A 22364-nucleotide genomic window follows, 5' to 3' on the forward strand; every position below is an offset into this window, starting at 1 on the left:
TGATGCATTCAGGCCTCACCAAAACAACTCAAGGTAGCACCTGCAGGTGCAACCAACAGGGTACGTTCAACGCCAAGAGCCCATAAAACCGGCGTTTCAATCTTCGGCCGCACCCTAATCGGCGCCAAGGATGCCCAGCGAAATCGGGGTGGTCAAGCCGCATCCTTTACGGCATCTTAGCTGGCTAACTAATAAGAGTGCCATCATGCAGACCAAAGCCCTGCGTGCCGATGTCCTGATGTTGATCACCGCAATGATTTGGGGATCAGGATTTGTCGCACAAACCTCCGGTATGGATCACATCGGTCCTTTCCTCTATTCCGGCCTGCGCTTCGCGCTTGGTTCGTTGTGTCTGTTACCGCTGGTCCTACGTGGCAACCGCCAGAATAGCCACCACGAACCCTTCCTGACCCGTGGTTTGTTGATCGGTGGCGGCCTGATGGGCCTCGCCCTGGCCCTGGGGATCAACCTGCAACAGGTCGGCCTGCTGTTCACCAGCGTGACCAATGCCGGTTTCATCACCGGGCTCTACGTCATCGTCGTGCCGCTGCTGGGGCTGTTGATCGGGCACAAGACCGGGCTCGGCACCTGGTTCGGGGCGACTCTGGCGGTGGTCGGGATGTTCCTGCTCAGCGTCGGCGATCAGTTCCAGGTGGCGTCCGGCGACTGGTTGCAGTTGATCGGCGCCTTTGTCTGGGGCGGGCACGTGGTGCTGGTGGGCGTTTTCGCCAGCCGCCACGACCCGATTCGTCTGGCATTCCTGCAGTTCACCACCTGCTCGGTGGTCAGCCTGGTCCTGGCCCTGTGCCTGGAGAATTTCGACCTCAACGCGATCATCGCCGCCGGCCCGGCCATTCTCTATGGCGGCCTGATTGCGGTCGGCATCGGCTACACCTTGCAGGTCATCGCCCAGAAAGACGCGATTGCCTCCCATGCCGCGATTATTTTTTCCCTGGAGGCCGTGTTTGCCGCCATCGCCGGTGCCTGGCTACTGGGTGAAGAACTGAGCCTGCGGGGCTACATCGGCTGTGGGCTGATGCTGGCCGGGATGCTGGCCGCCCAGCTCTGGCCGAAAAACCCGGCGCTGGCCCGCAGCACCGCCTAGAGGTAGGGCTTGAGGCGAGTGTGGACGTCATCGTCCGGATCGATCGCCTGCTGAAACTTGGCCGACAGGTAATGGGTGCTGAAGACGTCCAGGTAGGCGTCCAGCACTTCGCTGGCGGCTTGATCGTCGGCCAGTTCCAGGCAGAGCGCGGCCACCTCGGCGGTGCAGAAGTGGTCATCGCGCTTGGAGCGGCGCAACTTGTAGCGCGACAGTTGTTCGGGCTGCAGGCTCAACACCGGCAAATGCTCGAGATAAGGGCTCTTGCGGAACATCTTGCGCGCCTCGCTCCAGGTCGCGTCCAGCAGAATGAACAGCGGGCGCTTGCCCGGCTCCAGCCGGACCTCGCTCACCACCCGCTGCGGCGCGACAAACTCTCCCGGAAACACGATGTACGGCTGCCACTGAGGATCGGCGATCAGGGCCAGCAAGCCCGGCTCGACCTCGGTACGCGACCAGGGAAACGCACTGGTCTGCTCGATCACGTCGGCAATCAGCCAGCCGGTATTGCTCGGTTTCATCGGCTCGACGTCATGCATCACCAGGCACATGGCCGATTTGGCCGCAACGGTCGGGCGCCACGCACACAGGCAATGGCTGGGGATTACCCGGCAGCCGGCGCACCGCTCAGCCCGCGAGCCCCGCGCAACAAAGGGGCGGACGGCTCGGGCCAGGCGCTGGGCGCGCAAACGGGAAACGGCGTGGCTCATGGCAGGTTTCGACGGCAGGAGGATTGAATCGACACAAAAAGCGCTCGGCAGGGCAATAAAGTGCCAGCAGTTTACCAGAGCAACCTGCGCAAGCCTGTACCGCCCGCCCCCCGCACCCTATAATTTGCCGCCACTGAACGCTCAGCCCTGTGACGGGTCGAAGCACCAGTCACTGAATCAGGAGAGTTTCATGCTGCGCCTCATCGTTCCCACCGCCGCCCTTGTGCTGGCTTTGCCCTTCTGCGCCCAGGCCGCGTCCCTGAAAGAGATGAACCTGAGCAAGATGCTGGAGAAGGTAGCCGCGGAAAGTAACGTTGGCCTGCCTCGCGAAGTCAGCGACAACATTCTGGACCAGGGCTACACGGTCGAAGGCAAGGAGCTGGTTGATCACCTCAGTGTGCAATCGGTGTATGCCGAAGAAATGCGCGCCAACCCGAAAGCCGTGTACCTGCAACTGGGTGCCAGCGTTTGCCGCAACCCCAACTACCGCAAGCTGATGGCCCAGGGCGCGATCTTGCGTTACGAATTCACCGAGAACAAAACCAACCGTCCGGTGGCCTCGGCCCGATTCCAGGAATCGGACTGCCCGGCAGAGCCTGCGAAAAAGAAGAAGTAACGCCCCCGAACCCGCGCGCCGTTGCTCTTCATCGGCGTGCAGTTCCACCACCTGCGCCAGCAGATAAGGCGAGCGCTACTCGTTGCCCCCCAGCCGCCGTCGACATGCCTCCCCAAGGCTCACCTGATGGTCCTCGGCTGCCGACTTGAGCATCGGATACCGCTGCGTATCGATCTACAGCATCACCCGCGCCATAACCCGCCTCCGAGCCCAAGAATCGCCCTTGGGAGCTTGCGTCTTGCCCGGGGTGTACGACAAATGTGTGGCGTGCCTGTGTTTCGGTCAGTCAGCGCGTAGCGTCTAGGGGGGGCTTCAGGCGGGCGGTGAAAGTCGATCACCTATCGCCAACAAGCTATTGCCAGCACAGACTTTTCAGGACCATGATCAAGCCAGCGCAACTGACGCCGAGCGTCTAGATTCAATGTGTGGATATTCAAGGTTCACGGCAGAAAAGGGGCTGCCATCCAGAACGGCGTCTTGCGAACATTTTCTTTCATCCAAGGGATAAACAGAGCCCGTCTGGATGACTCGACGGCCGTGCGCGGTGGGTCGGGTTGGCTGTAATGCCCAGGCGACACAAGGCGTGTCGCGGCCCCGACGAATCTTTCGGTCGGGCCGAAGGTTCTGTGTAGAAGGAGAAGCTGAATGCCTTACCAACCGAATGACCTTCTGATACGTCATTTCCAGAGCAACGGTGTCGATCTCACGAGCAAGATCGAAGAACAACTCAACCTGGTTTCCCCCAACAGTCCGAATATTCCGATCTACCGCGACATGATGCTGACAGTCCTGCGCATGGCCCAGGACGACCACAACCGCTGGAATGCCAAGATCACCCTTCAAGCCCTGCGCGAGCTGGAGCACGCATTTCGTGTGCTGGAACAGTTCAAGGGAAGGCGCAAGGTGACCGTGTTCGGTTCAGCGCGCACGCCGGTGGAACACCCGCTGTACGCCCTGGCCCGTGAACTGGGAGAAAAACTCGCGCAATCGGACCTGATGGTGATCACCGGTGCCGGTGGCGGGATTATGGCCGCCGCTCACGAGGGCGCGGGTCGCGATCACAGCCTTGGGTTCAACATCACCCTGCCCTTCGAACAGCATGCCAACCCCACCGTCGGTGGCACCGCCAACTTGCTGCCCTTCCACTTTTTCTTCACCCGCAAACTGTTCTTCGTCAAGGAAGCCGACGCGCTGGTGCTGTGCCCGGGTGGCTTCGGCACGCTGGACGAAGCCCTGGAAGTACTGACTCTGATCCAGACCGGCAAAAGCCCACTGGTGCCCGTGGTGCTGCTGGATGCACCGGGTGGCAAGTTCTGGGAAAGCGCGCTGGATTTCATCCGCAATCAATTGGAGGCCAATCGCTACATCCTGCCCAACGACCTGAAACTGGTGCGCCTGGTGGATAACGCTGAAGAAGCGGTGGCGCAAATCAATCAGTTCTACAGCAACTTCCACTCCAGCCGCTGGCTGAAAAACCAGTTTGTGATCCGCATGAATCATGCACTCAACGAGCAAGCGCTGGCACACCTACAAGTGGCGTTCGCCGACCTGTGCCTGAGCGATCACTTTCACCAGCACGCCTACAGTGGCGAGGAGCATGACGACGCACAGTTCAGCCACCTGGCGCGCCTGGCGTTCACCTTCAATGCCCGGGATCATGGGCGCCTGCGTGAACTGGTGGACTACCTCAACCTGCCGGAAAACTGGGCCACCTCCCAGCCTGCAACTCCCCAGCGCCAACGGGAACCCAGCAAAGTGACATGAATAAAAAAGCCCGACTATTTTTTAGTCGGGCTTTTTTAGTCGTCCATTGCTCGGCCACTGAACAGCCGGCCGATCATCTCCATGGAGTAACCGCGATAAGCGAGGAAGCGCCCTTGCTTGGCACGCTCGCGGGCATCGATCGGTAAATGCCCGGCAAATTTACGGCGCCAGGTGTCTTCCAATTGTGCCTGCCAACTGATTCCACACTCACGCAAGGCGAGTTCGATATCGGTGCGCTGCAAACCACGCTGGCTCAGCTCTTCACGAATGCGTAAAGGACCATAGCCTGAACGGGCCCGGTAGGAGACGAAACTTTCGAGGTAACGGGATTCGGACAGCAACCCCTCTTCCGTCAGTCGGTCGAGGGCAGTGTCGATCATGTCATCGGGGGCGCCGCGCTGACGCAGTTTACGCGTCAGCTCGACTCGACCATGCTCGCGTCGCGCGAGCAGGTCCATTGCGGTTCGCCGCACCGCGACGAGGGTATCGAGTACGGCGGTCATTGGATCAATCAGATATCAGCGTCGGCCAGGTCATCTTCGGTCTCTTTGACCGGCGCAGCGTTCAGGTCCACCGGCGTCAGCAGCTTGTCGCGAATCTGCTTCTCGAGCTTGGCTGCGATGTCTGGGTTGTCCTGCAGGAACTTGGCCGAGTTGGCTTTGCCCTGACCGATCTTGCTGCCGTTGTAGGCATACCAGGCACCGGATTTCTCAACAAAACCGTGCAGCACGCCCAGGTCGATCATCTCGCCATTGAGGTAGATGCCCTTGCCGTAAAGAATCTGGAACTCGGCCTGACGGAACGGTGCCGCCACCTTGTTCTTGACGACTTTGACGCGGGTTTCGCTGCCGACCACTTCGTCGCCTTCTTTCACCGCGCCAGTACGGCGGATGTCCAGGCGAACCGAAGCGTAGAACTTCAGCGCGTTACCACCGGTGGTGGTTTCCGGGCTGCCGAACATCACGCCGATTTTCATCCGGATCTGGTTGATGAAGATCACCAGGCAGTTGGCGTTCTTGATGTTACCGGTGATTTTACGCAGCGCCTGGGACATCAGGCGGGCTTGCAGGCCCACGTGCATGTCGCCCATCTCGCCTTCGATTTCCGCCTTCGGTACCAGCGCAGCCACGGAGTCGACGATGATCACGTCAACCGCGTTGGAACGCACCAGCATGTCGGTGATTTCCAGAGCTTGCTCGCCAGTGTCCGGCTGGGAAACCAGCAGGTCGTCGACGTTAACCCCCAGTTTGCCAGCGTATTCCGGGTCCAGGGCGTGCTCGGCGTCGACGAACGCGCAGGTCGCGCCGGCTTTTTGTGCCTGGGCAATCACCGACAGGGTCAGGGTGGTTTTACCGGAGGATTCAGGACCGTAGATTTCAACGATACGGCCTTTGGGCAGGCCGCCGATGCCGAGTGCGATGTCCAGCCCCAGAGAGCCAGTGGAGATAGCCGGGATCGCCTGACGGTCCTGATCGCCCATACGCATTACGGCACCCTTGCCGAATTGACGTTCGATCTGACCCAGGGCCGCAGCCAAGGCTTTCTTCTTGTTGTCGTCCATTAAAGTCCTCACGTAATCAATAAGGCCTGACGGCCAACACCTGTATAAGTAGACAGTATTATTCCACAGCGATTGTGGATCGCCTACCCCTGATTTGAGATTTCTCCGGCGGCATGCTGCAGCAAGCCCTCTAGCGCGGCCTTCACCGTTTGTCGGCGGACCTCATCACGGTTCCCGGGAAAGTGCCGGCACTCGCTAAACACGGCCTCGCCCACCCCCCAGGCCAACCAGACAGTCCCCACCGGCTTGGCCGGCGAACCGCCGTCAGGCCCGGCGATCCCACTGACCGCCACGGCAAACCGCGCATGGCTGTTGCGCTGCGCCCCGCGGACCATGGCCTCCACTACCTCGCGACTCACTGCTCCGACCTGCTCGAACAATTCGCCCGGCACCTTCAGTTGCTGGGTTTTCTGGCGATTGGAATAAGTGACATACCCCGCCTCGAACCAGGCCGAACTGCCGGCAATCCGGGTGATCGCCTCGGCGATACCGCCCCCGGTGCAGGATTCGGCCGTGCTGACGTGGGCATTGAGAACCTGTAGACGCCGGCCCAGCTCCGCGGCCAACTGTGTGATTTCATTCACGACTCTCTCTCCTGATCAGACGGGCGTGAGCACTACCCTACATGAGCAGGTTGCGCTTGCAAGGCGCTGGGTGGATCAAAATATGAGGCGTGCCGTGCCCGCGCACTACCGGTGATCCTCCGGGGCCTGGGTTTCCACCACGCCGATTCGCCTGGCTGCCCAGCGCTGATATAAGCCAATGGCGAAATCCGCACCGGCCATCGCCGTCAAACAGCCAAACGCGGCAGCCGTCCAGACCGAGATGTTGGCGGCGTACAACAACATCACCACCGAAACACCGCAGATCATGCTCGACCCGGAGCGCAGGCTCAGGCGCCGGACCAACGACCAACCGCGGGCACCCTCCTTGTCCGCGCGCCACATTTCACCCGACAAGCCACCCAGCAGCGTGAGTGCAATGACCAGCCAGACAGGGATCTCCAGCAAGGCGTGCTGTTCAATTGTCATTTCAGTACTCCTGAGTGGCGAGCCAAAAGATTATGCATCAATGCATAATCAGTCAATCAAAAACCACCCTCACCCCATCAAATCCATGCATTGACGCATCAACAGAACTCGGACCACACGCCCAAGAAATTCTCATGCACAAAAAAACCCGCCATCGGACGGGTTTGTATTGGCGCAGAAGGCAATCAGCGGGCGTACATACCCCACCAGAACACATGCCCCAGGATTACGATCTGCCCGGTCTGGATATCCTGAAAGCCATAATCCTCATCCGGATGCTCATCGCGATTAAAGCTGCGCAAGCGAATCCCGGTGGGCAGGCGGTACAGCTGTTTCACCCGCAACTGGCCGTTGTGGTTGATGGCGTAGAGATCGCCATCGACGATATCGCCGATCCCGCACTTGCCGGCATTCACCCCGACCGTGGCGCCATCACGCAGCACCGGCAACATGCTGTTGCCGCGCACGGTCACGCACTTGGCCTGATCGAACTGAACGCCGTTGTGGCGCAGGCTGCGCTTGCCGAAACGCAGGCTGGCGCGCTCGCTTTCTTCAATGACGAATCGTCCTGATCCAGCAGCCAATTCAACCTCGCGCAGAAAGGGTACCGAGACCTCGTCGTCTTCGATGGGCGTATCGTCATCCCACAGGCTGATGTCCTTGAGTTCCGTGTGCGCGGGATCCCGTGCAGGCGGGTAACCCGGCGTGACATCGACGCGGCCACGCAACTGGTCGGTGCTCACCCGAAAATATTCGGCAATCTTCGAGATGTGTTTATCCGACGGATCGGCGATCTTGCCGCCGAGTATCCGCGAGAGGGTGGATTGCGGCACGCCGGTACGACGGTGAAGCTCCGTAGGGGAGATCCCGTGTTGATCGAGCAGTGCCCTGAGGACGGTAGAAACATTGCGTTTTTGCATATTTCCCATAATGAGGGTTCTGTTTAGCGATGACAAATGCTGTTTTGCATAAATTGCCCTTCAGACCCGCAAAACACCCCCACACGGCGTTCATCCCTGGGTCGGGCGCAGCCGCCCATGGTAACCTTGCGCCCATCGCGCAAAGGCCTGGGCAACGCCCTCCTTTACCCACCCCTTTGAATGAATCCGCCTGATTACCCGATGAATAAAGCACTTTCCGACCTGTCCTCCCACACGCCGATGATGCAGCAGTACTGGCGCCTGAAGAACCAGCACCCAGACCAGTTGATGTTCTATCGCATGGGTGACTTCTACGAGATCTTCTACGAAGACGCGAAGAAAGCCGCCAAGCTGCTGGACATTACCCTGACGGCGCGTGGGCAGTCGGCTGGTCAGGCGATTCCGATGTGCGGGATTCCTTACCATGCCGCCGAAGGTTACCTGGCCAAGCTGGTCAAGCTGGGCGAGTCGGTGGTGATCTGTGAGCAGGTAGGTGACCCGGCGACCAGCAAGGGCCCGGTGGATCGCCAGGTGGTGCGCATCATCACCCCCGGCACCGTCAGCGACGAGGCGTTGCTGGACGAGCGACGCGACAACCTGATCGCCGCGGTGCTGGGCGATGAGCGTCTGTTCGGCCTCGCCGTACTGGATATCACCAGCGGCAACTTCACGGTGCTGGAAATCAAAGGCTGGGAAAACCTGCTGGCGGAGCTGGAGCGGGTCAACCCGGTGGAGCTGATGATCCCGGATGACTGGCCCAAAGACCTGCCGGCCGAAAAACGTCGTGGCGTTCGTCGCCGCGCGCCGTGGGATTTCGAGCGAGATTCGGCGTTCAAGAGCCTGTGCCAGCAATTTTCCACCCAGGACCTCAAGGGTTTTGGCTGCGAGAACCTGAGCCTGGCGATCGGCGCTGCCGGTTGCCTGTTGAGCTATGCCAAGGAAACCCAGCGTACCGCCCTGCCGCACTTGCGCAGCCTGCGGCACGAGCGCCTGGACGACACCGTGGTGCTGGACGGCGCGAGCCGGCGCAACCTGGAACTGGACACCAACCTGGCCGGTGGCCGCGACAACACCCTGCAATCGGTGGTCGATCGCTGCCAGACCGCCATGGGCAGCCGCCTGCTGACCCGCTGGCTGAACCGTCCGCTGCGCGACCTGCAGGTACTGGAGGCGCGGCAGAGTTCGATCACCTGCCTGCTGGATGGCTATCGCTTCGAGAAGCTGCAACCGCAGCTCAAGGAGATCGGCGACATTGAGCGGATCCTGGCGCGGATCGGCCTGCGCAACGCTCGCCCACGCGACCTGGCGCGCCTGCGTGACGCCCTCGGCGCCCTGCCGCAACTGCAGGTGGCGATGAGTGAACTGGAAGCGCCCCACCTGAACCAGTTGGCCGTGACCACCAGCACCTATCCCGAGCTGGCGGCGCTGCTGGAAAAAGCCATCATCGACAACCCTCCCGCGGTGATCCGTGACGGTGGGGTGTTGAAAACCGGGTACGACGCCGAGCTCGACGAGCTGCAATCGCTGAGCGAGAACGCCGGCCAGTTCCTGATCGACCTGGAAGCCCGGGAAAAGGCCCGCACCGGCCTGTCCCACCTGAAGGTCGGTTACAACCGGATTCACGGCTACTTCATCGAACTGCCCAGCAAGCAGGCCGAACAGGCCCCCGCCGACTATATCCGGCGCCAGACACTCAAAGGTGCCGAGCGTTTCATTACCCCGGAACTCAAGGCGTTCGAAGACAAGGCACTGTCGGCCAAGAGCCGTGCGCTGGCCCGCGAGAAAATGCTTTACGAAGCCCTGCTCGAAGACTTGATCAACCAACTGCCCCCCTTGCAGGACACTGCCGCGGCACTGGCCGAGCTGGATGTGTTGAGCAACCTGGCCGAACGCGCGTTGAACCTCGATCTGAACTGCCCGCGCTTCGTCAGCGAGCCGTGCATGCGCATCAGCCAGGGCCGTCATCCGGTGGTCGAGCAAGTGCTGAGCACCCCGTTCGTGGCCAACGACCTGAGCCTGGACGACAACACGCGGATGCTGGTGATTACCGGGCCGAACATGGGCGGTAAATCCACCTATATGCGCCAGACTGCACTGATCGTGTTGCTGGCCCATATCGGCAGCTTCGTGCCGGCGGCCAGCTGTGAGTTGTCGCTGGTGGACCGGATCTTCACCCGGATCGGCTCCAGTGATGACCTCGCAGGCGGGCGTTCGACCTTTATGGTGGAAATGAGCGAAACCGCGAACATTTTGCACAACGCCACCGAACGCAGCCTGGTGCTGATGGACGAAGTGGGCCGTGGCACCAGCACTTTCGACGGCTTGTCCCTGGCTTGGGCCGCGGCCGAACGCCTGGCCCAGCTGCGCGCCTATACGCTGTTCGCCACTCACTACTTCGAGTTGACGGTGCTGCCGGAAAGCCAGCCATTAGTGGCCAACGTGCATCTCAACGCCACCGAACACAATGAGCGCATCGTTTTCCTCCACCACGTGCTGCCTGGCCCCGCCAGCCAGAGTTACGGCCTGGCGGTGGCACAACTGGCGGGCGTGCCAACAGAGGTCATCCTGCGCGCCCGAGAACACTTGAGCCGCCTGGAAACCACCAGCCTGCCCCATGAAATCCCGGCTCCGGCCAAAGGCAAACCGGCGGCGCCGCAGCAGAGCGACATGTTCGCCAGCCTGCCTCACCCGGTGCTGGATGAACTGGCAAAACTCGATCTGGATGACCTGACACCACGTCGTGCACTCGAAATGCTCTATACACTGAAGACACGGATCTAACGCTGTTGCCTGCAAGCTGTTAGAATCTCGCGCGGTTTGGGGTGCTGCAGGCTATTAGCCTGGTCTGCAGGCGAGCGCTCCCAAACCTGGCGACCCCACCGTGAAGGGGCGCAGCACGCCGCCTGAGGAGAGAATTAGAAATGACCTTCGTCGTCACCGACAACTGCATCAAGTGCAAGTACACCGACTGCGTAGAAGTCTGTCCGGTGGACTGCTTTTACGAAGGCCCGAACTTCCTGGTGATTCACCCGGATGAGTGCATCGACTGCGCCCTGTGCGAGCCGGAATGCCCTGCTGTGGCCATCTTCTCCGAGGACGAAGTTCCGGACGAGATGCAAGAATTCATTCAGCTGAACGTTGAACTGGCCGAAATCTGGCCCAACATCACTGAGAAGAAAGATTCGCTGCCAGACGCAGCGGAGTTTGATGGCGTCAAAGGCAAGATCAAAGACCTGATTCGCTGATCTTTTCTGCACGCTCAAAAAAGGCCCTTCGCGGGCCTTTTTGCATATTAGGGCGCCGTACTTTTCAGCAGGCAAAAAAAGGGGCGGTGTGACCCGCCCACATTTTTTCCCTAGTCCCTGTGTTCCTTTTCATCGTCCTGATGAATCACGTCCTTGCGATGTTCCATGACCATCATCCTTGATGGTTGTGTCTGTCCGTCGACACAGGGCTGATAATAAAGGCTTGGCCAGCAATCACAATCACCGCTTAGGCTTAAACAGTAGGTGTAGAAGTGTCTGCGCCAGCAATTAATTCCATATAAAACAACATGTTAAAAAATGTATTACTGAGCAACGGCATTCATCCAGCAAGCATAAAAACCGAACACGTACGAAAGAGTAAGCCACGGCTTACAGCAACAAAGGAAAGCACCCGAGTCAGTCTCCCAGCTAAACAACGGGTGAAATCGCAGGCACAAAAAACCCCGAGATACCGGGGTTTTTGCTGATCGAGTACCGGGGTTCCTGCTACTGGAACAAAGACTCGCTCGACAATCCATTTTTCTCGAGAATTTCACGCAGACGTTTCAGTCCCTCAACCTGGATCTGTCGGACCCGTTCGCGGGTCAGTCCGATCTCCAGGCCAACGTCCTCCAGCGTGCTACTCTCATGGCCGCGCAAACCGAAGCGGCGAATCACCACCTCACGTTGCTTATCGGTCAATTCGCACAGCCACTGATCGATGCTCTGTGACAAGTCATCATCCTGAAGCAGCTCACAGGGATCGGTAGGGCGGTCGTCAGTCAGGGTGTCCAGGAGGGTTTTATCCGAATCCGGCCCCAGCGAGACGTCTACCGAAGAAACCCGTTCATTCAGGCCGAGCATTCGCTTGACCTCTCCCACCGGTTTTTCCAGCAGGTTGGCGATTTCTTCGGGTGAAGGTTCATGATCGAGCTTTTGTGTCAGCTCTCGGGCGGCGCGCAGGTAGACATTCAGCTCTTTGACCACGTGAATCGGCAACCGGATGGTCCGGGTCTGATTCATGATCGCGCGCTCGATGGTCTGACGAATCCACCAGGTTGCGTAGGTCGAGAAGCGGAAGCCACGCTCCGGATCAAACTTTTCCACAGCCCTGATCAACCCGAGATTGCCCTCTTCGATCAGGTCGAGCAATGACAGCCCACGATTGACGTAGCGCCGGGCGATTTTCACCACCAGTCGCAAGTTGCTTTCAATCATGCGTTTACGCCCAGCCGGATCTCCACTTTGCGACAGTCGCGCAAAATGAACTTCTTCTTCCGGGGACAACAGGGGGGAAAAGCCGATTTCATTGAGATACAGCTGGGTAGCGTCTAGCGCCCGTGTGTAGTCAATGTACTTGTGTTGCTTGAGTGAGGCGGAGTGTTTGGATTTTGCGCGAACTGAAGGTGTAGCAACCCCCTCATTCGACGTCTGATCCGATGCGACGTCGGTCTCCATCAGGAGAACCTCATCGTCGATGTCAAACTCCGGCACTTCTTTACTGAGAGCCATTGTTATAGTCCTTTGGTGAGTTCGACCTCAAGCTCAAGCGGCGCCTTTATCCTTGGCAACGCTGGAGCCTGTTCCTCTACGTGAAGGAACAGGCTGGTAACAAATCAACGACGTGGCAGGAATTGCAGCGGATCTACTGGCTTACCTTGTCGGCGAATCTCAAAATGCAGTTTCACCCGGTCCGTACCCGTTGACCCCATTTCGGCAATTGTCTGTCCGACCTTGACCTGCTGCCCCTCCCGAACCAACAGCCTGCGGTTGTGACCGTAGGCACTGACGTAGGTATCGCTGTGTTTGATGATGACCAATTCACCGTAGCCCCGCAAGCCACTCCCGGCGTAAACGACAGTCCCATCAGACGCAGCTAAAACAGGCTGTCCCAAATCTCCGGCGATATCAATTCCTTTATTCAAACTACCGTTTGAAGAGAATTTTCCAATAAGAATGCCATTAGATGGCCAACCCCATCCTGTGGGAGCGGGCCCCGCTGGGGGCAATGGCGCCGGGGCGGGCTTGCTGGCCGTAGACGGCGCAGCAGTGCTCGTAGTGGTGCCGGCCGCCGAAGCTGGGCGGCGGGTAACCGTGAATTTCCCGGAAGACGAAGAGCTGGTGGTGGACGACGTCACGGCCTGGGTCGGCGTTGAACCGGAGCGCCCGTCGAAGCGAATCGTCTGACCTGGATGTATCGTGTAAGGCGCAGGAATGTTGTTGCGTGCGGCGAGGGCTTTGTAGTCCCAGCCGTAGCGGAAAGCGATGGAAAACAAGGTATCGCCGCGACGGACTACATACTGGCCGGTGGTGACGGCAGGACGCTGGGCGGCCGTGCTGTTGCGATCGACAACCCGCACGTCACTCGACTTGGTGCTGGAGCAACCGACCAGCAATGAGCTCAAGACAAGGCCAGTCACCAGGCACTGAAAGCTTTTTGTACCAATACGCTGCGCAATGACTTTGAGACTCACCCGCCGCTCCCTTTCTGGTGGCTGAAAAAAGTAGATGCCTGGTTCAGGCATGAAGTGTCGCAAGTATAACTGGCCGCTGGCGCATTACCGTCGGCAAAACGAAATCGATACAGGCCCGCGTTTACTGGCTGTAGTACAACGACGTTGAAGCCATCCTTGCCGCTGTAAGACCAAGGTAATCGAAGAGAATTCAGCGCCGCAGAACAAATGCTCAGGCCAATGGCCCGTTAAGCAACGGGACGAAGCGCACCGAGCCCAGGACACGCCTGGAAAACCCCTGTTCTTCCCGGATGATCAATAGCAATTGTTGAACCTCCCCTGACCCGACCGGTATCACCAGACGCCCTCCTGGCGCCAACTGATCCAGCAGGGCCTGGGGCACGTCGGTCGCCACCGCCGTGACGATGATGCCATTGTAAGGTGCCAGTGCCGGCCAGCCTTCCCAACCATCGCCCCAGCGAAACACCACGTTGCGCAGGTTCAATTCCACCAGGCGTTCTTTCGCCCGATCCTGCAGGACCTTGATCCGCTCGACCGAAAACACCCGCTCCACCAGTTGCGACAACACCGCCGTCTGATAACCGGAACCGGTACCGATCTCCATCACCTTGTCCAAAGGCCCTGCCTCTAACAGCAGCTCGCTCATGCGTGCCACCATATAAGGCTGGGAAATGGTCTGGTTGTGGCCAATCGGCAAGGCCGTGTCTTCGTAGGCACGGTGGGCCAGCGCTTCATCGACAAACAGATGGCGCGGCGTGCGGCGGATCACTTCCAGGACCTGGGCGTTACTCACGCCTTCTTCATAAAGTCGCTGGATCAAACGCTCACGGGTACGCTGGGAAGTCATCCCGATCCCGCGGCGCAGTATATCGTCTTGCTCGCGAGCCATCAGCGCAGCCCCTCCAGCCAGCCATCGAGACTGGCAAAGGCAACATTGAAGGTGCGATCGAGCTGCAGCGGGGTGATGGAGACATACCCCTGCATGACGGCATGGAAATCCGTACCCGGGCCACCATCTTCCGCGTCGCCGGCCGCGGCAATCCAGTAGCCGGACTTGCCGCGTGGGTCGACCACTTTGGTCGGTGCCGCAGCACGTGCCCGGTGCCCCAGGCGGGTCAGCTGAATGCCACGGATGTGGTCCAGCGGCAGGTTCGGAATGTTCACGTTCAACACCGTGCGCGGCGGTAGGTTCAGCTCGGCATGAGCTTCCACCAGTTTGCGCGCAAAGTAGGCCGCTGTCGGCAAGTTATCCACTTGCCGCGAGACCAGGGAAAACGCAAAGGACGGCTTGGCGAGGAAGCGCCCTTCCAAGGCCGCGGCCACCGTACCGGAATACAGCACGTCGTCCCCCAGGTTGGCACCCAGGTTGATCCCGGAAACCACCATGTCCGGTTCGCGTTCGAGCAAGCCGTTGAGCCCCAGGTGCACACAATCGGTCGGCGTACCATTAAGACTGATAAAGCCGTTGACCAGGGTTTGCGGGTGCAACGGACGGTCCAGCGTCAGCGAACTGCTGGCGCCGCTTTTGTCCTGGTCCGGGGCGATAACCACGCACTCGGTGTAATCCGCCAGCGCAGCATGAAGCGCGGCGAGACCGGGTGCGGTTACCCCATCGTCGTTAGAGATCAGAATACGCATGGGCTGTCCGTCTGCCCCACCGGCACCAGATCAACGAGTTCACGCACCAATACGGTGGCGAAGCATCCGGCCGGCAGGACGAATTCCAGTTGCAGAATGTCCAGCGAAGGATAATGCCACGTCAACCCGCCAATGGGCAGCCGCAGGATGCGTCGTTCATGGCTCATTCCGGCGTTTACCAGCCAGTCGCGCAGATCCGCTTCGCCCATGGCGATCCGCTGCTCCAGCTCATGGGTCGCACCCGCGGCAGGCGAGTCGCCCTCGCCCCATTGCGGCCCAGTCGGATGCAGGTCGAGGATCGCCAGGCGCGGGTCGCTGCACTCTGCTTCGCCAGCCGGGAAAAAGCTGCGGCTGTCGGTGAAAGCCAGCAAATCACCCACCTGCGCGCGCTGCCAACTGCCGTCGGCAACACGTGCCGCCAACACCTGATTGAACATAAAGCTACGGGCGGTGGACAGCAACCGCGAACGCACATTGCGCTGCTCCGGCAAAGCCTTGCGCGCCGCCCAGGCACGCGCGTCCACCACATTGCCGCCGTCATGGCCGAAACGTTGCGCACCGAAGTAATTGGGAATGCCCTGCTTGGCGATCAACTGCAGACGCGCTTCGAGTGCCTCTTTGTCGCCGGCGAACTGGGTCAGGCGCAAGGTAAAACCATTGGCCGAATGTGCGCCCCGCTGCAGCTTGCGCTTGTGCCGGGCGGTCTTGAGAATTTTCAGGGTGTCGTTTTCAGCCGCGGACAAATCCGGGTCGGCCTTGCCGGGCAATTGCACGCTGAACCACTGACGGGTCAACGCCTGGCGATCCTTCAGGCCGGCATAGCTGACGGTGCGCAAGGGCACGCCGGCGGCCTTGGCGATACGCCGTGCCGCTTCCTCGGTGTTCAGGCCACGTTTTTCCACCCAGATCCACAGGTGCTCTCCGTCGCCAGTCAGCGGAATGTCGAGCACTTCATCGACCTGGAAATCTTCCGCGATGGCTTTCAGTACGGCGGTGCCGAGAGGTTCGCCGTAGGCTCGCGGGCCGAGCAGTTGCGCCTCGTTCATGGGCGCAGCAACAAGGCAACGGAATGCACGGCAATGCCTTCTTCGCGACCGACAAAGCCAAGTTTTTCGGTGGTGGTAGCTTTCACGTTCACTTGATCCAGTTCAACTTGAAGATCGGCGGCAATCAGCGCGCGCATCGATTCGATATGGGGGGCCATTTTCGGCGCCTGGGCGACGATGGTGTTGTCGACGTTGCCCACTTTCCAGCCTTTGGCATGAATCAGCGCAACCACATGACGCAACAGCGCACGGCTGTCAGCACCTTTGAACTGGGGGTCGGTATCGGGGAAGTGCTTACCGATATCGCCCAGTGCCGCAGCACCCAGCAAGGCATCGCTCAACGCATGCAACAACACGTCGCCGTCGGAGTGGGCGAGCAGCCCGAAGCTGTGTGCAATCCGCACGCCGCCCAGAGTGATGAAATCGCCTTCAGCAAAACGGTGCACATCGTAGCCGTGGCCAATACGCATAAAAAAACGCCCTGATTGAGTCAGGGCGTGATTCTACCTGCTTTAGGCGCCTAGGGCGTGCGCGTGATGCCGTAAGTGATCATCGATAAAGCTGGCGATGAAGAAATAGCTGTGGTCGTAGCCCGGTTGCAAGCGCAAGGTCAGCGGATGGCCGGCGAGTTTGGCGGCCTGCTGCAAGGCTTCAGGCTTGAGCTGCGTGGCGAGGAAATCATCCCGATCGCCCTGGTCGACCAACAGTGGCAGCTGTTCGCTGGCTTCGCTGATCAGCACCGTGGCATCCCACTCACGCCACTTCGAACGCTCTTCACCCAGATAGCGGGAAAACGCTTTCTGGCCCCACGGGCAATCCATTGGATTGTTGATCGGCGCGAACGCCGAGACCGACTGGTAACGCCCCGGGTTACGCAGTGCGCACACCAGTGCGCCATGGCCACCCATGGAGTGACCGCTGACGCCGCGTTTGTCCGAGGCCGGGAAATGCGCCTCGACCAATGCCGGCAATTCCTGCACCACGTAATCGTGCATCCGATAGTGCTTGGCCCAGGGTTCCTGGGTGGCGTTCAGGTAAAACCCGGCCCCCAGACCGAAGTCCCAGGCCCCTTCCGGGTCCCCCGGCACATCGGCACCGCGCGGGCTGGTGTCCGGCGCCACGATGATCAAGCCAAGCTCGGCCGCCAAGCGCATGGCACCGGCTTTGTGCATGAAGTTCTCATCGGTGCAGGTCAAACCCGACAACCAATACAGCACCGGCAACTTGCCACCCTGCTCCGCCTGGGGCGGCAGGTACACGGCAAACACCATGTCGCAACCCAGCACTTGGGAGTGATGCCTGTAGCGTTTATGCCAGCCACCGAAGCTCTTCTGGCACGAGATATTTTCCAGACTCATGGGAGTACTCCCAGCTTCAAGCCGCAAGCTGCGAGCGGCAAGAGAGGGGCATCCGCTCGCCGCTTACAGCGTGTAGCTTGCCGCCGCTCTTAAAAGTGGATGACGGTGCGAATGCTCTTGCCTTCATGCATCAGGTCAAAAGCCTTGTTGATGTCTTCCAGACCCATGGTGTGGGTGATGAAGGTATCCAGCGGGATCTCGCCGGTCTGGGCCATTTCCACATAGCTTGGCAATTCGCTGCGACCACGCACCCCACCAAAGGCCGAACCGCGCCAGACGCGCCCGGTGACCAGTTGGAACGGACGGGTCGCGATTTCCTGGCCGGCACCGGCCACGCCGATGATCACCGACTCGCCCCAACCTTTATGGCAGCACTCCAGTGCCGCACGCATCAGTTGGACGTTGCCGATGCACTCAAAGGAAAAGTCCACGCCGCCATCGGTCATGTCGACAATGACGTCCTGGATCGGACGATCAAAGTCTTTCGGGTTCACACAGTCGGTGGCCCCCAACTGCTTGGCGATCTCGAACTTGCCCGGGTTGATGTCGATGGCAATGATGCGCGCGGCCTTGGCCTTGACCGCACCGATCACGGCCGACAGGCCGATGCCGCCCAGACCGAAGATCGCCACGGTATCGCCCGGCTTGACCTTGGCAGTGTTGATCACCGCACCAATCCCGGTGGTCACGCCGCAGCCCAGCAGGCAGACTTTTTCCAGCGGAGCCTCTTTAGGAATCTTGGCCACGGAAATTTCCGGCAGCACGGTGTACTCGGAGAAAGTCGAGGTCCCCATGTAGTGGAAAATCGGCTGGCCTTTGTAGGAGAAGCGAGTAGTGCCGTCCGGCATCAGGCCTTTGCCTTGGGTCGCGCGGATAGCCTGGCAGAGGTTGGTCTTGCCCGACTTACAGAATTTGCACTGGCCGCATTCCGGGGTGTAGAGCGGAATCACATGATCGCCCACAGCCACCGAGGTCACGCCCTCGCCAATGGCTTCGACCACCGCGCCACCTTCGTGGCCGAGGATCGACGGGAAGATGCCTTCCGGATCGGCACCCGACAAGGTGTAGGCGTCGGTGTGGCAAACGCCGGAGGCGACCACGCGCAACAGCACTTCACCGGCCTTGGGCATGGCGACATCGACTTCAACGATCTCCAGGGGTTTCTTGGCCTCGAAGGCAACGGCAGCGCGCGACTTGATCATCCTGACTCTCCAGCGAATTAAAACGAGACCGGGAGTGTAATACACGGCCATCCGATGAATAATCGAGGTAAATGCAAAATATTATTGCCATACAGGGATAATCAAAATGTCCGAGAACCGCTGGGAAGGCATCGACGAGTTCGTCGCCGTCGCCGAATGCAGCCAGTTCACCGCCGCCGCCGAACGCCTGGGGGTCTCTTCCTCCCACGTCAGTCGACAAATCGTACGCTTGGAAGAACGCCTGCAAACTCGCCTGCTCTACCGCAGTACGCGCCGCGTCACGCTCACCGAGGCCGGACAAACCTTCCTGCAACACTGCCAACGCTTGCAGGACGGACGCGAAGAGGCCCTGCGCGCCGTCGGCGACCTGACCAGCGAACCCAAGGGCATGCTGCGCATGACGTGTGCCGTGGCGTACGGCGAGCGCTTCATCGTGCCGCTGGTGACCGGTTTCATGGGGCTCTACCCGCAGTTGCGGGTCGACATCGAATTGAGCAATCGTCCCCTGGACCTGGTGCACGAAGGCCTCGACCTGGCCATCCGCCTGGGCCGACTGCAGGACTCACGCCTGGTGGCCACCCGCCTGGCACCACGGCGCATGTACCTGTGTGCCTCGCCCTCCTACCTCGAGCGCTACGGTCGACCCCATAGCCTGTCGGAACTGAGCCGGCACAACTGCCTTATCGGCAGCTCGGACCTTTGGCAACTGGCACAGAACGGCCGGGAGTTTTCCCAGCGAGTCCAAGGCAACTGGCGCTGCAACAGCGGACAAGCCGTACTGGACGCTGCACTCCAGGGCGTTGGCCTGTGCCAGCTCCCGGACTACTACGTGCTGGAACACCTGAACAGTGGCGCCCTGGTGTCGTTACTCGACGCCCACCAGCCACCGAACACCGCGGTCTGGGCGCTGTATCCACAGCAACGCCATCTGTCGCCGAAGGTGCGCAAATTGGTGGATTTTCTTAAGGAAGGGTTGGCGAAACGGCCGGAGTACAGCAGCTAGCCTGCTGCCGGTACCCATTACTCAACGGGGCGAGCGCTGCCTCTGGCAGCCCCGACACCTACAGCCCCCCGCGCTGCCCCCAACGCAAGCGTAACCACTCGAGGTCCTCAGGCCGCGTCACCTTGAGGTTATCCGCCCGCCCCTCGATCAAGCGCGGCGCCTGCCCCGCCCACTCCATCGCCGAAGCTTCATCAGTGATCGTGACATCCGCCACCAGACTATCGGCCAACGCCCGATGCAGGGCACCCAGGCGAAACATCTGCGGCGTATACGCCTGCCAGATCAAACTGCGGTCAACGGTCTCAAGTACCCGGCCGTGCTTGTCCGCCCGCTTGAGGGTGTCACGCGCCGGCACCGCCAGCAGCCCGCCCACCGGATCATCCGCCAGCTCCGACAGCAGCTTGTCGAGATCATCACGTGTGAGGTTCGGCCGTGCCGCGTCATGGACCAACACCCAATCCTCATCGCCAGCCCCCTGCGCATGCAGGTGCAACAAGGCATTGAGCACCGAGCCCGAACGCTCTTCGCCACCGTCCACCCGCTGAATGCGCGGGTCGGCAGCGCAGGCCAGGTTCGGCCAATAAGGGTCGTCGATCGCCAGACTGACCACCAGCCCCTTCAAGGCCGGGTGATCGAGGAAACAGCCAAGGCTGTGTTCAAGAATTGTGCGTCCGCCCAATTGCAGATACTGCTTGGGACGGTCGGCTGCCATACGGGCACCCACACCCGCGGCAGGAATCACGGCCCAGAAGGCCGGCAAGCTATTCATCATTGGGCCAACTGGTAAAGGGTTTCACCGTCCTTGACCATGCCCAACTCATGGCGAGCCCGCTCTTCAACGGTCTCCATGCCTTTTTTCAGCTCCATCACTTCGGCGTCCATCACCCGGTTGCGCTCCAGCAGCGTCTGGTTTTCAGCCTGCTGATCGGCAATTTGCTGAGTCAGGTCGGCCACCTGTGCCAGGCTGCCGTTTCCCACCCACAGGCGGTACTGCAACCCCCCCAGGAGCAAGAGCAAGACAAGAAACAACCAATAGGGACTGCGCATCGAATATCAGGTATCCACTGAAAAAAAACAGCCATGCCAACACTTTGAAGCGTCTGATAGCACGAAGCCTGGAAGAACCAGGCTCGTACTCTAAGGCATCAGACTAGTGGCAAAAAACCCGCTGATGCGATTTTTTCGACACAATCCGGTGTCTTTTTACTCCACCAAGCTTAGCCGCGGAATTCGCTGCGGCCGTTGTACTTGGCTTTGGCACCCAATTGCTCTTCGATACGCAGCAGTTGGTTGTACTTGGAAACGCGGTCGGAACGGCACAGCGAACCGGTTTTGATCTGGCCTGCCGAAGTGCCCACAGCCAGGTCGGCAATGGTCGAATCTTCGGTTTCGCCGGAGCGGTGCGAGATCACGGCAGTGTAACCAGCGGCCTTGGCCATCTGGATCGCTTCCAGGGTCTCGGTCAGGGTACCGATCTGGTTGAATTTGATCAGGATCGAGTTGGCGATCTTTTTATCGATGCCTTCTTTCAGGATCTTGGTGTTGGTCACGAACAGGTCGTCGCCCACCAGTTGGGTCTTCTCGCCGATCTTGTCGGTGAGGATCTTCCAGCCAGCCCAGTCGGACTCGTCCAGGCCGTCTTCGATCGAGATGATCGGATAACGCTCGGTCAGGCCTTTCAGGTAGTCGGCGAAACCTTCAGCGGTGAACACCTGGCCTTCGCCGGACAGGTTGTACTTGCCATCTTCGTAGAATTCGCTCGCCGCGCAGTCCAGCGCCAGGGTCACGTCGGTGCCCAGGGTGTAACCGGCGTTGGCTACCGCTTCGGAGATCACTTTCAACGCGTCTTCGTTGGAAGCCAGGTTAGGGGCGAAACCACCTTCGTCACCCACTGCAGTGCTCAGGCCACGGGCCTTCAGTACTGCCTTGAGGTGATGGAAAATCTCGGTGCCCATGCGCAGGCCTTCCGAGAAAGACTTGGCGCCAACCGGCTGCACCATGAATTCCTGGATGTCGACGTTGTTATCGGCGTGTTCGCCACCGTTGATGATGTTCATCATCGGCACCGGCATCGAGTAGACGCCTGGGGTACCGTTCAGGTTGGCGATGTGGGCATACAGCGGCAGGTCTTGATCGTGGGCAGCGGCCTTGGCCGCAGCCAGGGAAACGGCGAGGATCGCGTTGGCGCCCAGGCTGCCTTTGTTCTCGGTACCGTCCAGCTCGATCATGATGCGGTCGAGGGCTTTCTGGTCAACCGGGTCTTTACCCAGCAGTGCGGTGCGAATCGGGCCATTGATGTTGGCTACGGCCTTGAGCACACCTTTGCCCAGGTAACGGCTCTTGTCGCCATCACGCAGCTCGAGCGCTTCACGCGAGCCAGTGGAAGCACCGGACGGCGCGCAAGCGCTGCCGATGATGCCGTTATCGAGAAGCACGTCCGCTTCGACGGTGGGGTTACCACGGGAGTCGAGAACTTCACGACCTTTGATGTCGACGATTTTTGCCATTGTTGTAAACACTCCAAAGTTGACGAAAACGCTGTATACCGATCGATTTATAACTTGTGGGTCACATTGCTGTTGGTTGGCGCGGGCAAACCTGCACCGACAACACGGAGAAACCCAGGTAACGCGGCTTCCCCGTTGAAAAACTGTTCAGCCAATCAGCCAGAAACGTCCAGCGGCATAATCGCGG

At 59.9% G+C, this 22364-nt stretch carries 23 protein-coding genes; 6 read left to right on the forward strand and 17 right to left on the reverse strand.

The window, feature by feature from the left end; translation table 11 throughout:
* The first annotated feature begins 205 nt into the window (after positions 1-205).
* Positions 206-1105, forward strand: a complete 900-nt coding sequence (locus tag Q1W70_RS04590) for a DMT family transporter (protein WP_166592656.1) — start codon at positions 206-208, stop codon at positions 1103-1105.
* On the opposite strand, the gene Q1W70_RS04595 is transcribed toward Q1W70_RS04590, so the two are convergent.
* A complete protein-coding gene (locus Q1W70_RS04595) occupies positions 1102-1812 on the reverse strand; it encodes a tRNA-uridine aminocarboxypropyltransferase (RefSeq protein ID WP_166592657.1) in 711 nt (236 codons plus the stop codon). The two genes, Q1W70_RS04590 and Q1W70_RS04595, sit on opposite strands and share 4 nt — an antisense overlap.
* Positions 1813-2002: 190 nt before the next feature.
* Between Q1W70_RS04595 and Q1W70_RS04600 the strand changes: the two genes are divergently transcribed.
* Together Q1W70_RS04600 and Q1W70_RS04605 are read left to right on the forward strand one after the other, a co-directional pair.
* On the forward strand, positions 2003-2428 hold the full coding sequence (locus Q1W70_RS04600) for a PA3611 family quorum-sensing-regulated virulence factor (RefSeq protein ID WP_166592658.1): 426 nt from the start codon (positions 2003-2005) through the stop codon (positions 2426-2428).
* 645 nt (positions 2429-3073) lie between these two features.
* Positions 3074-4192 (forward strand): LOG family protein, encoded by a 1119-nt coding sequence (locus Q1W70_RS04605; protein ID WP_166592659.1) that lies wholly within the window; start codon positions 3074-3076, stop codon positions 4190-4192.
* A gap of 35 nt (positions 4193-4227) precedes the next feature.
* Here Q1W70_RS04605 and recX read toward each other — a convergent pair whose 3' ends face one another.
* From recX to Q1W70_RS04630, 5 genes are all read right to left on the reverse strand, one after another.
* Positions 4228-4695, reverse strand: a complete 468-nt coding sequence (recX, locus tag Q1W70_RS04610; protein ID WP_166592660.1) for a recombination regulator RecX — start codon at positions 4693-4695, stop codon at positions 4228-4230.
* Positions 4696-4703: 8 nt separating this feature from the next.
* Positions 4704-5753 (reverse strand): recombinase RecA, encoded by a 1050-nt coding sequence (gene recA / locus Q1W70_RS04615; protein ID WP_095166849.1) that lies wholly within the window; start codon positions 5751-5753, stop codon positions 4704-4706.
* 83 nt (positions 5754-5836) lie between these two features.
* Complete coding sequence (locus Q1W70_RS04620) at positions 5837-6337, reverse strand: CinA family protein (protein WP_159994057.1); 501 nt, start codon at positions 6335-6337, stop codon at positions 5837-5839.
* 105 nt (positions 6338-6442) lie between these two features.
* Positions 6443-6784 (reverse strand): phage holin family protein, encoded by a 342-nt coding sequence (locus Q1W70_RS04625; protein ID WP_166592661.1) that lies wholly within the window; start codon positions 6782-6784, stop codon positions 6443-6445.
* Between the two features lie 185 nt (positions 6785-6969).
* Positions 6970-7704: a LexA family transcriptional regulator gene (locus tag Q1W70_RS04630; protein ID WP_166592662.1), complete on the reverse strand. Its 735-nt coding sequence runs from the start codon at positions 7702-7704 to the stop codon at positions 6970-6972.
* A gap of 201 nt (positions 7705-7905) precedes the next feature.
* Here Q1W70_RS04630 and mutS point away from each other — a divergent pair, with 201 nt between their 5' ends.
* Positions 7906-10485, forward strand: a complete 2580-nt coding sequence (gene mutS, locus Q1W70_RS04635; protein ID WP_166592663.1) for a DNA mismatch repair protein MutS — start codon at positions 7906-7908, stop codon at positions 10483-10485.
* A 140-nt stretch (positions 10486-10625) separates the two neighbouring features.
* Positions 10626-10949 carry a ferredoxin FdxA gene (gene fdxA, locus Q1W70_RS04640; protein ID WP_166592664.1) on the forward strand — a complete coding sequence of 108 codons (324 nt, stop codon included), beginning with the start codon at positions 10626-10628 and terminating at the stop codon, positions 10947-10949.
* 507 nt (positions 10950-11456) lie between these two features.
* Here fdxA and rpoS read toward each other — a convergent pair.
* The 8 genes from rpoS to Q1W70_RS04680 form a co-directional block, all read right to left on the reverse strand.
* A complete protein-coding gene (rpoS, locus tag Q1W70_RS04645) occupies positions 11457-12461 on the reverse strand; it encodes an RNA polymerase sigma factor RpoS (RefSeq protein ID WP_166592665.1) in 1005 nt (334 codons plus the stop codon).
* A 104-nt stretch (positions 12462-12565) separates the two neighbouring features.
* On the reverse strand, positions 12566-13423 hold the full coding sequence (locus Q1W70_RS04650) for a peptidoglycan DD-metalloendopeptidase family protein (RefSeq protein WP_166592666.1): 858 nt from the start codon (positions 13421-13423) through the stop codon (positions 12566-12568).
* A 211-nt stretch (positions 13424-13634) separates the two neighbouring features.
* Complete coding sequence (locus tag Q1W70_RS04655) at positions 13635-14270, reverse strand: protein-L-isoaspartate(D-aspartate) O-methyltransferase (RefSeq protein ID WP_174244610.1); 636 nt, start codon at positions 14268-14270, stop codon at positions 13635-13637.
* A 41-nt stretch (positions 14271-14311) separates the two neighbouring features.
* Positions 14312-15061 carry a 5'/3'-nucleotidase SurE gene (gene surE / locus Q1W70_RS04660; RefSeq protein ID WP_166592668.1) on the reverse strand — a complete coding sequence of 250 codons (750 nt, stop codon included), beginning with the start codon at positions 15059-15061 and terminating at the stop codon, positions 14312-14314.
* A complete protein-coding gene (gene truD, locus Q1W70_RS04665) occupies positions 15049-16107 on the reverse strand; it encodes a tRNA pseudouridine(13) synthase TruD (RefSeq protein WP_166592669.1) in 1059 nt (352 codons plus the stop codon). Before truD ends, surE begins: the two co-directional genes overlap by 13 nt.
* Positions 16104-16577 carry a 2-C-methyl-D-erythritol 2,4-cyclodiphosphate synthase gene (gene ispF, locus Q1W70_RS04670; protein ID WP_166592670.1) on the reverse strand — a complete coding sequence of 158 codons (474 nt, stop codon included), beginning with the start codon at positions 16575-16577 and terminating at the stop codon, positions 16104-16106. The genes truD and ispF overlap by 4 nt, the downstream gene beginning before the upstream one ends.
* A gap of 42 nt (positions 16578-16619) precedes the next feature.
* Positions 16620-17465 carry an S-formylglutathione hydrolase gene (gene fghA / locus Q1W70_RS04675; protein ID WP_182343684.1) on the reverse strand — a complete coding sequence of 282 codons (846 nt, stop codon included), beginning with the start codon at positions 17463-17465 and terminating at the stop codon, positions 16620-16622.
* An 89-nt stretch (positions 17466-17554) separates the two neighbouring features.
* Positions 17555-18667 carry an S-(hydroxymethyl)glutathione dehydrogenase/class III alcohol dehydrogenase gene (locus Q1W70_RS04680; protein WP_182343682.1) on the reverse strand — a complete coding sequence of 371 codons (1113 nt, stop codon included), beginning with the start codon at positions 18665-18667 and terminating at the stop codon, positions 17555-17557.
* A gap of 106 nt (positions 18668-18773) precedes the next feature.
* Between Q1W70_RS04680 and Q1W70_RS04685 the strand changes: the two genes are divergently transcribed.
* On the forward strand, positions 18774-19670 hold the full coding sequence (locus tag Q1W70_RS04685; protein ID WP_166592673.1) for a LysR substrate-binding domain-containing protein: 897 nt from the start codon (positions 18774-18776) through the stop codon (positions 19668-19670).
* A gap of 58 nt (positions 19671-19728) precedes the next feature.
* Here the strand turns inward: Q1W70_RS04685 and ispD are convergent, their stop codons facing one another.
* The 3 genes from ispD to eno all read right to left on the reverse strand — a co-directional run bounded on the left by ispD (position 19729) and on the right by eno (position 22177).
* A complete protein-coding gene (ispD, locus tag Q1W70_RS04690) occupies positions 19729-20442 on the reverse strand; it encodes a 2-C-methyl-D-erythritol 4-phosphate cytidylyltransferase (RefSeq protein WP_182343680.1) in 714 nt (237 codons plus the stop codon).
* Complete coding sequence (ftsB, locus tag Q1W70_RS04695; RefSeq protein WP_027619031.1) at positions 20439-20717, reverse strand: cell division protein FtsB; 279 nt, start codon at positions 20715-20717, stop codon at positions 20439-20441. The genes ispD and ftsB overlap by 4 nt, the downstream gene beginning before the upstream one ends.
* Before the next feature lie 170 nt (positions 20718-20887).
* The gene (gene eno / locus Q1W70_RS04700; RefSeq protein WP_166588544.1) at positions 20888-22177 is read right to left on the reverse strand and encodes a phosphopyruvate hydratase; all 1290 of its coding nucleotides are present in this window, start codon (positions 22175-22177) and stop codon (positions 20888-20890) included.
* Positions 22178-22364 lie beyond the last annotated feature (187 nt).

Source organism: Pseudomonas kielensis (genome assembly GCF_030505375.1).
GTDB classification, from domain to species: Bacteria; Pseudomonadota; Gammaproteobacteria; order Pseudomonadales; family Pseudomonadaceae; genus Aquipseudomonas; species Aquipseudomonas kielensis.